Origin of the sequence: Atopostipes suicloacalis DSM 15692, assembly GCF_900129085.1 — a bacterium.
GTDB classification, from domain to species: Bacteria; Bacillota; Bacilli; order Lactobacillales; family Carnobacteriaceae_A; genus Atopostipes; species Atopostipes suicloacalis.
Map to the genome: position 1 here is coordinate 100,188 of NZ_FQUF01000004.1, position 9,968 is coordinate 110,155.

The 9,968-nt window shown below is 33.9% G+C and carries 9 protein-coding genes; 8 read left to right on the forward strand and 1 reads right to left on the reverse strand.

The genetic code is table 11. The features are described from left to right. Window positions 1-47 precede the first annotated feature (47 nt). From BUB96_RS01795 to BUB96_RS01820, 6 genes are all read left to right on the forward strand, one after another. Complete coding sequence (locus BUB96_RS01795) at window positions 48-884, forward strand: Cof-type HAD-IIB family hydrolase (protein WP_073295411.1); 837 nt, start codon at window positions 48-50, stop codon at window positions 882-884. A gap of 132 nt (window positions 885-1,016) precedes the next feature. Further along, entirely contained in the window at window positions 1,017-3,443 is a 2,427-nt protein-coding gene (gene recD2, locus BUB96_RS01800) for an SF1B family DNA helicase RecD2 (protein ID WP_073295460.1), read from the forward strand. A gap of 429 nt (window positions 3,444-3,872) precedes the next feature. Further along, a complete protein-coding gene (locus tag BUB96_RS01805) occupies window positions 3,873-4,097 on the forward strand; it encodes a glutaredoxin family protein (protein WP_084136656.1) in 225 nt (74 codons plus the stop codon). 154 nt (window positions 4,098-4,251) lie between these two features. Beyond that, the gene (locus BUB96_RS01810; protein WP_073295414.1) at window positions 4,252-4,698 is read left to right on the forward strand and encodes a CopY/TcrY family copper transport repressor; all 447 of its coding nucleotides are present in this window, start codon (window positions 4,252-4,254) and stop codon (window positions 4,696-4,698) included. Window positions 4,699-4,733: 35 nt separating this feature from the next. Next, on the forward strand, window positions 4,734-7,247 hold the full coding sequence (locus BUB96_RS01815) for a heavy metal translocating P-type ATPase (protein WP_073295419.1): 2,514 nt from the start codon (window positions 4,734-4,736) through the stop codon (window positions 7,245-7,247). Between the two features lie 21 nt (window positions 7,248-7,268). Beyond that, complete coding sequence (locus BUB96_RS01820) at window positions 7,269-7,469, forward strand: heavy-metal-associated domain-containing protein (RefSeq protein WP_073295422.1); 201 nt, start codon at window positions 7,269-7,271, stop codon at window positions 7,467-7,469. 131 nt (window positions 7,470-7,600) lie between these two features. Here the strand turns inward: BUB96_RS01820 and BUB96_RS01825 are convergent, their stop codons facing one another. Next, window positions 7,601-8,506 carry a diacylglycerol/lipid kinase family protein gene (locus tag BUB96_RS01825; protein WP_073295427.1) on the reverse strand — a complete coding sequence of 302 codons (906 nt, stop codon included), beginning with the start codon at window positions 8,504-8,506 and terminating at the stop codon, window positions 7,601-7,603. Between the two features lie 128 nt (window positions 8,507-8,634). Between BUB96_RS01825 and BUB96_RS01830 the strand changes: the two genes are divergently transcribed. After that, window positions 8,635-9,513 carry a YitT family protein gene (locus tag BUB96_RS01830; protein ID WP_073295430.1) on the forward strand — a complete coding sequence of 293 codons (879 nt, stop codon included), beginning with the start codon at window positions 8,635-8,637 and terminating at the stop codon, window positions 9,511-9,513. Between the two features lie 229 nt (window positions 9,514-9,742). Then, window positions 9,743-9,968, forward strand: a 226-nt coding sequence (locus tag BUB96_RS01835; protein WP_143274252.1) for a helix-turn-helix domain-containing protein, incomplete at its 3' end; no start/stop codon positions are given.

Below are 9,968 nucleotides of genomic sequence, written 5' to 3' on the forward strand. Positions count from 1 at the left end.
CTGAGGGAGTAACCTTTAGCCAATAAAATAGAGCAGGAGCCAAATAAATGAAGCTTAAAGCAATTGTTATGGATATTGATGGAACTTTATTAAATGAAGAGAAGCTTATTTCAACACGTACAAAAGATAAATTGATTGAAGCCCAAAAGAAAGGTATAAAGGTCGTTTTAGCCTCTGGTAGACCTACTCAAGGAATGCTTCCTTTAGCTGAAGAATTAGAGATGAATAAATATGAAGGTTTCCTAGTTTCTTATAATGGGAGTCAAGTTTATGATGTAAAAACAAAAGAGATTTTATTTAATCAAGCTATTCCAACAGATTTAGCGAACAGGATATTAAACCATTTATCCAAATTTGAAGTTGTTCCTATGGTTGATCAGGATGACTATATGATTGTAAATAATGCATTTTTTGATATAAAATCTGAGGTACCTTCTGGATATATGAATATTGTTCATTACGAAGTACGAGGTGGAAATTTTAAAGTCTATGAGGTAGATGATTTTAGCAAGGGAATTAAAAAGCCTGTTAATAAAATTTTAGTTGCGGGTAATCCAGGTTATTTACAAAAACATCATGAAGCTATGCGCGCACCTTTTAAGGACTTAATCACTGCCGCCTTTTCTGCTCCTTTTTATTTTGAATATACCGATCAAGGTATTGATAAAGCAAGAGCTTTAGATGAGGTATTTCCGAAGATGGGGATTTCACCTGAGAATATCATCTCGTTTGGAGATGGGCAAAATGATCGCTCAATTATTGAATATGCCGGCATTGGGGTGGCTATGAGAAATGCTGTACCAGAAATCTTAGAGTTAGCGGATGAGGTTACACATTCCAATAGTGAAGATGGGATTGCCAATTTCTTAGACCAATATTTTTAGTAGTAGTGTTTAATGAATGTGGCCAGGAATCTTTCAATCCTTGCAACGATTTATTTTGTGCTTTAATTTTTTGTTAGACTGCGTTAAAATAAAGCTATAACTGTTAGTGAGAGGAGAAATAAAGTGGAAGAAATGCCATTTGATTTAACTGAAAATGAAGAATTATATATCACTGGTGAAGTATTAGCTATTTATTTCTCTAATCCATCAAATTATTATAAAGTTATCTTAGTTGAAGTTGAAGAAACAAATTCAAATTATTTAGAAAATAATATTGTGATTACGGGGAATTTTGGTCGTATTCAAGAAGGTTCTGCTTATGAATTTGGGGGAACATTTACAAATCATCCCAAATATGGAGTTCAATTTAAAGCGGAAAGATATGCGACTAGTCAGCCATCCACTGCTGAAGCTGTCGTCAACTATTTATCGAGTGATTCATTTAAAGGTATTGGAACGAAGACTGCTGAGAAAATTGTGGATGCCCTAGGAACAGATTGTATTGATGCGATTGTTGAAGATACCAATGCGCTTGATCAAGTACCAGGTCTTAGTCAAAAACAAAAAAATACTCTGGAAGATGTATTAACTACAGAGTATGGTATGCAAAAAGTTATTTTAACTTTAAACAAATTAGGGGTAGACAATGCTTTAGCTTTTCGTATTTATGGAAAATACGAAGAAACTACTTTGGAAGTCATTCAAGAAAATCCTTATCAGTTGATTCAAGAAGTGAATGGAATCGGTTTTAATCGAGCAGATACTATTGCAGATCATCTCGATGTACAGCCAGATGCGGATGAGAGAATTCAGGCAGGTATTTTATATGCTCTTTATACGATTTCAAATGATTCGGGTGACACTTATGTCATGAAACAATATTTAAGTAATCGAGCGACTCAAATACTAGAACGTAGTCGTCCCTTTATCATTGATGAGGAATTCATTGAGCGCAATTTAGAAAAATTAATTGAGGAGAGTATGATATATGAAGATGAAGGCCGTTATTTTTTATCTTCTTTGTATCATGCAGAGTGGGGTATTGTAAGTTCTTTAGAACGAATAAATGATGCGGATTTTGAAAAAGTTTCAGAAGAACAATTCGAAGAAAATATTTCGGATCTAGAATATGAACTAGGTATTGACTATGGACAATCTCAAAAAGAAGCCATCAAGCAAGCTTTAGAATCTCCCGTTTTTATTTTAACGGGAGGACCAGGAACAGGAAAGACTACGGTACTTGAAGGAATTGTGCATTTATATGCAGAAATGAACGACTTGTCTTTGGATCCGCATGCTTATAAAGACACCGGCTTTCCTATTTTACTGGCAGCTCCAACGGGAAGAGCAGCGAAGCGAATGAAAGAGTCCACGGGCTTACCGTCCTCAACGATACATCGTCTATTAGGCCTTACAGCGGATGATGAAGATCTTTTAATGGATTTAGGACATTTTTTAGAAGGGGAGTTATTGATTATTGATGAAATGTCAATGGTTGATACTTTCTTAGCAAATCAACTTTTCCGGTCTATTCCACATGGGATGAAAGTGATTTTAGTTGGAGATCAAGATCAACTGCCATCGGTCGGTCCGGGTCAAGTTTTTCGTGATTTAATTGATTCAGGCCAGATTCCCCAAAAAGAATTAGTTGAGATTTACCGACAAGGAGACGACTCAAGCATTATCCCACTTTCTCATGAGATTAAACACAATCGTCTACCGAAAGATTTAATGAAAAAACGCGTTGACCGTAATTTTTTTCCGGCTAATTCAAGGAATGCTGTAGCTGTTATCGAAAAAATTGTTGAAAAAGCCATTGAAAAAGGTTTTACCGCAAATGATATCCAAATTTTAGCACCTATTTATAGGGGACCAGCGGGGATAAATGTCTTAAATGAACGGTTGCAAGAAATATTTAACCCTAATGATGGTACCCGTAAGGAAGTTAAATATATAGATACCGTGTATCGTATTGGCGATAAAGTTTTACAATTGCAAAATGATTCTGAAAATAATGTTTTTAATGGAGACATTGGTGAAATTGTAGGTATTACTAATGCAAAAAAATCTGAATTAAAAACAGACGAGCTAATTGTCGATTTTGAAGGAAATGAAGTTACTTATCTTCGTTCGAATTGGAATAAAATTACATTAGCTTATTGTTGTTCGATTCATAAAGCTCAGGGTAGCGAGTATGATATTGTTATTTTACCGATGCTACAGAGTTATGGTCGTATGTTGAAAAAAGATATTCTTTATACAGCTATTACACGTGCTAGTAAATCTCTATCACTCATTGGAGAACCAGAAGCTTTTGTGCGTAGTATTCAGTCCACTCAGAATTTAAGGAATACTGCCTTAAAAGAACGACTGCAATCAGATAAGTATAAATTCGAGTCTTTAGCAAAGAAGACTACGGAAGAAAAAGCAATGAAAAATGATGATGAATCTGTAGCAAAAACTGAAATGGAAGAACTAAAAACTTATACTCTGACACCCGAGATGATCAAAAACTTTGCAGTAGATCCAATGGTTGGTATGGAAAATATAAAGCCTTAAAGTTTTAAATAATTGAGAACCTAGTTTTCATCTACAATGATGAAAGTTAGGTTCTTTTTTAATGTAGAAAAGTATAAAACTTTAATTTTTATGGAATAGATTTTGTACCCTAAGGAGTGAGCGAAAAAATAGACCGACTTCATAGGGTAACAGGCCTATCCTAAGGAGTGAGCGAAAAAAATGGATCGACTTCATAGGGTAACGGGCCTACCCTAAGAAGTGAGTGGAAAAAATAGACTGACTTCATAGGGTAACGACTCTATCCTATTCGTATTTAACAGATAAGGGATTTGTTATATATAACTATGACACTACTTAAAGCAGTAAAAAGGGGAAAATGAATTTATCGATGTTTTTGTGTTTACAAACGTAAACTAAAGGAGTATACTCTTTAATAGATTACAAATGTAAACGAAAAGAGGGAAAGAATTGGGTAAATATACGTTAGAAATTTACACACGTCCCACTTGTGGAGATTGTCAAGATCTGAAACGTTATTTAAAAGAGCATGAACTTCCTTTTACAGGAAATGATGTAGAAAAAGAACCTGATAAAGAACAAGAACTTATCAATAAAACAGGAAATCGAATTGTCCCGACTTTAGTCTTTAGAAAAAAAGATTATTCAAAAAGAAAAAGTCTTTACTGGTTTTGAAGTGAATCGTGAAGAAGTTGAAGACCTGTTTGAAAAATTATAAATAACAATTTTAAAAAATAAATCTTTTTCTTGACTTATTACGTTTACGAGTGTAGACTATAATTAAAAATTAAGTTTACGAACGTAAACGTAATTATTAGGAGGTTAATGCATGGAAACTGTTGCACCTATTCAAATTAGTGAAGCTGAACGAGAAATTATGCGTGTAGTTTGGGCGAACTTATCCGTTACCAGTAGAGAAATTATTGATATTTTAGAAGATAAAATGGATTGGAAAGAATCAACGATCAAAACGTTAATCGGACGTTTAGTCGATAAAAATATCTTGAATACAAAAAAAGAAGGTCGAAAGTTTATCTACTCAGCAAACGTGAGTGAAGAAACGACCATTCAAGGATATGCAGATGATATTTTATCAAATGTATGTAATACCCATCATGGTTCAGTCATTGGCCAATTTATCGAAGATGCCAAATTAAGCACGAGTGATATTGAAGAATTGATAAAATTACTTGAAGAAAAATCATTGGCAGCTCCGGAAGCCGTTTCTTGTGAATGTGTGCCGGGACAATGTGAATGTCATTTAGTAAATGAATAAGTATTTGATTATTTTAATTTAAAAGGAGAAAAAATATGGTTGATAAAACATTTAGTATAGAAGGAATGACCTGTGCTTCTTGTGCTCAAACGGTTGAAAAAGCCACAGGAAAATTACCAGGCATGAAGAAATCGGTGGTAAATTTAGCAACAGAAAAGTTGAGTGTTGAATATGATGAATCGGTGTTAAACGAAGAAGATGTTCAACAAGCAGTAGCGGATGCAGGTTATACTGCTGTTTCTAATTTAGTTAAGAAGACATTTAATGTCGAAGGAATGACCTGTGCTTCTTGTGCTCAAACCATCGAAAAAGCGACTCGAAAATTACCGGGTATGCAAGAAGCTACGGTTAACTTAGCGACGGAAAAATTAACGGTTAATTATGATCCTACAGCTTTAAATTTATCGGATATTACAAAAGCTGTATCAGACGCAGGCTATGAAGCGCATGAAGAAATAGATTCTAGTGAACAAGTCGATTTAGATCAAGAGAAAAAAGACAAACATATGAAGAACCTGTGGACACGTTTTTTAAGTTCTATGATTTTTACAGTTCCCTTATTTTATATATCTATGGGAACAATGGTTGGCTTACCCGTCCCGGCTTTTATGGACCCAAATTTAAATCCATTGGCCTTTGCGATTACCCAAATTATATTGACCTTGCCTGTAATGATCATTAATATGGAATATTTTAGAGTAGGGTTTAAAACACTTTTCCGTGGTCATCCAAATATGGATTCATTAGTCGCTTTAGGGACCAGTGCTGCTTTTCTTTATAGCTTATACGCAACATTTGTGATTTCATCGGGAGATCCCAATTTCGCACATATGCTCTATTATGAATCTGCAGCGGTCATCTTAACGTTGATTACATTAGGAAAATATTTCGAAGCTGTTTCAAAAGGTAAATCTTCCGAAGCAATTAAGAAATTAATGGGATTAGCACCAAAAACAGCAAGGGTTATGCGTAATGGTGTAGAAGAAGAAATTAACATTGACGAAGTTCAAGTAGGAGACACGATAGTCGTTCGTCCAGGAGAAAAGCTACCTGTTGATGGAAAAATTGTTTCTGGATCTACAGCTATTGATGAATCGATGTTAACTGGGGAAAGTATTCCTGTAGAAAAGAAACAAGGCGACGAAGTTATTGGGGCAAGTATTAATAAAACAGGTAGCTTCCAATACGAAGCGACAAAAGTTGGTAAGGATACCGCTCTCTCACAAATTGTAAAATTAGTAGAAGAAGCGCAAGGGTCCAAAGCACCGATTGCAAAATTAGCTGATAAAATTTCAGGAATTTTTGTACCGATTGTTATTGGATTATCAATTGTTTCCGGACTTGGTTGGTACTTTATTGGTGGAGAATCTCTTACGTTCGCTTTAACGATTGCTATTTCTGTTTTAGTGATTGCTTGTCCATGTGCTCTAGGTTTAGCTACACCGATGGCTATCATGGTAGGAACCGGTAGAGGTGCTGAAAATGGCGTCTTAATTAAGAGTGCGGATGCTTTAGAAAGCACAGGAAAAGTAGATACTATTGTATTCGATAAAACAGGAACCATTACCGAAGGAGAACCAGTTGTTACAGATATTGTGACAGCAAATGGTATTAACGCTCAAGAATTATTGAAATTTGCAGCTTCTGCTGAATTGGGTTCAGAACATCCACTGGGAGAAGCGATTGTTCGAGATGCGAAAGAAAAAGAATTAGAATTATTCGAAGCTGGAGACTTTAATGCAATTCCAGGACATGGAATTGAAGTAACCATTGAAAGACGCCATCTATATCTAGGAAACAAAAAATTAATGGATGAAAATAATATTTCATTAAAGGAATTAGCTTCAACTTCTGATCGATTAGCAGAACAAGGTAAAACACCAATGTATATTTCTATGGATAATAAATTAGCAGGAATTGTTGCAGTAGCCGATACTGTAAAAGAAAATAGTGTTCTAGCCATTAAACGTCTGCACCAAATGGGAATCGAAGTTGCGATGATTACTGGAGATAACAAACATACTGCAGATGCTATTGCTAAACAAGTTGGTATTGATCGTATTTTAAGTGAAGTTTTACCAGAAGATAAAGCTGACGAAGTTATCAAATTGCAAGAAGAAGGCAAAAAAGTTGCAATGGTTGGAGACGGAATTAACGATGCGCCTGCTTTAGCTCAATCTGATGTTGGAATCGCAATTGGTTCAGGTACAGATGTCGCCATGGAATCCGCAGATATTGTCTTAATGCGTAGTGATTTGATGGATGTACCAACAGCGGTTGAATTATCCAAATCAACCATTAAAAATATTAAAGAAAATCTATTCTGGGCCTTTGGTTACAACACTTTAGGTATCCCAATTGCTATGGGTATCCTTCATTTATTTGGTGGACCACTATTAAATCCAATGTTTGCAGCAGCAGCTATGAGTTTAAGTTCAGTATCTGTTGTCTTAAATGCATCAAGACTTAAAAGATTTAAACCTTCTGCCGTTAAAGAAGGTATTAAACCAGAACCTACAAAAGAAGAATTAAAAACAGCATCAAATTAAATTAAAAAGGGAGTAATTATAATGAAACAAGAAGTTACAGTACAAGGTATGACTTGTCAAGGTTGTGCCAATACAGTGAAAACAAAATTTGAAAAAATTAAAGGTGTAAATTCAGTAGAAGTTGACTTAGAAAATAAATTAGCAACACTTAATACTGAATTAGAAATTCCTAAAGACTCTTTACAAACTGCGTTAGAAGATACAAATTACGAAGTCGTTTAATCAAATAAAGTAAGGGCCAATTCCTTTGCAAAATACTTTGCAGGGAGTTGGCTTTTTGATTGCTAAAAAGTGAAAATTAAAGCAAAAAACCAAGAAGCGTATAAAACTTCTTGGTTTTTTATTGACCAAAATTAAATCCAAAATTTTCTTTTCTTAGTTGTGATCGTATAAGCAAATCCATCCTGTTCAAAAGACTCGCCATCTTTTTGTGCAAATTGTTTGGTCTCAGCATATAAAGCTGTTTCTTTGGTTTTGAAATAATGTAGATTAGGATGAGCAAGATGACTTTTATTGATTAATAATTTCCTCAAAATAGTGAACAAATTGTGAGTAGAAATATCATCTGCAATTAATATTTCAAAGAAATTATCTGTACCATCTGCATGAGGAATAATTTTTATCCCTCCACCAAAATATGGATTATTAGCAATAAGAGCGAATTGAACATTGGCAAATGAAAAAATTCCTTGATCTGTTTTGATGGTAACAGGAAACTTTTCTTGTTTTATAAACGCAGAAAGCACATTCGATATATAACTTGCGGCTCCTAGAAATTTCTTTCGAGGACTTTCATTCATTTTATGTATGATCGTTCCATCAATACCAATTCCAATACTATTCACAGCATAATGAATAAGATTTCCTTGAGTAACTTTTATAATAGAAACTTCTTTGGGCTCTTTCAGATTAAAAATATGTGCAATAGCTTTTTCGGTGTTGATAGGCATATTATGAGAGCGGGCAAAATCATTTCCAGAACCGGAAGGAATATATCCTATGTAATTATTTAAATGGTACCTCTCAAATAAAGAAACAAGATGATTTAAACTCCCATCTCCACCAATAACGATGACTAGATCTCTTTTTGTTAAGCTAATCTTTAACTCTTTAACTACATTTTCTAGTTTATCTGTTGTTTCGGTGACATAAATTTTATAATTTTGCGTATGTTTAGGCAACTCAATTAAAAGCTTTTTAAAAGTAGACTCACTTTTTCTTGATTGCTTGTTTACAATTAAATGTAAGAATCGATCCAAAATTAAACCTCCTCACTAGCATGAATTTATTATAGACTATTTTCACATGATTTAAAATAACCGAATTGTTATATAAGGTTTGATTGGTTATAATAGGAGAAGTATTTCAAACAGAAAGAGGTTCTGGGATGAACGAAATCATAAAAGACTATAGATTAGATTGGAAAGATATTTTATATATTATTGTTGGTAGCTTTTTGATATCCTTTTCTTTTCAAGTGTTTTTATTACCTAATGATATTATTTCAGGGGGCGTTTCTAGTCTTTCGATTATTTTACATGAAATTACAAATATTTCCCCTGCATTAATTCAATATGCATTCAATATTCCTTTACTATTTTTGAGTTATTTTCTCGTAGGGAAGGAAGTCGCCTTTAAATCTATTTTGGGGAGTTTATTATTTCCTTTCTTTACAAGCCTCGTAAGTTCTTTAGATCCATGGACACATGATCAATTCCTGGGAGCTATTTTTGGTGGTGTTCTAACAGGTATTGGCTTAGGTATTGTTTATAAAGCTAGAAGTTCCACGGGTGGGACAAGTACAGTGGCTCAGATTATTGAAAAGTATACAAATCTATCGATGGGATCTGCAACTTTAATTGCGGATGGAACGATTATTTTAATGGGTTTTCTAACCTTTGATTTAGAAGCTATATTATATGGGATTATATGTTTAGCTGTTATATCGCGCGCGATTGATACTGTTCTTGTTGGAAATATCAATTCAAAAACTGTTCTTATTATTTCAGATCAAGCGGAACTTATTCGTCAAGAAATATTAGAAAAATTTGATCGAGGTGTTACGTTATTAGATGTCCGAGGTGGCTATAAAAAAGACCCTAAACAAATGCTGATGGTCGTTATCTCAGAACGTGAAATTACTGCTCTCCAAGAAATGATTATTCAAAATGACGAAGATGCCTTTGTTGTCTTTATGGCCGCAAGTGATGTATTAGGCCGAGGATTTTCATTGGATAAATATTTTCCGACGAATCAACAACAATAACTATTAAAAACCACATAAATAGTTTGTTGGAATAATGAAATCAATAAAATAGCGAATAAAAAATTGTTCAATCACTCTAAAGTAACGGAGTGATTGAACATTTTTTGTATGAATTAAAGTAGAAAATATAAATGGGTGTATTGTAAACTGAAGTGCACCAGTTAGAAACAAAAAAAGACATGAAGATTTGTTATACTTTAGTCACTACACAAAAGTAAGGAGAATCTTCATGTCCAAATTAAATTCTAACACAAAAAAGACCAAGACTTATACACATTTGAACGAAACTGAAAGAGAAGATATAGAGAGATGGCTGAAAGAAGAAAAAAGCAAGTCGGAGATTGCTCGTTTATTAGATAGAGACAGATCAACCGTTACCCGTGAAATTAATAGAGGAACAACCACTCAAATTAAAACGATTAATGGTTATCAAAAAGAAGTAAAAGAATATATAG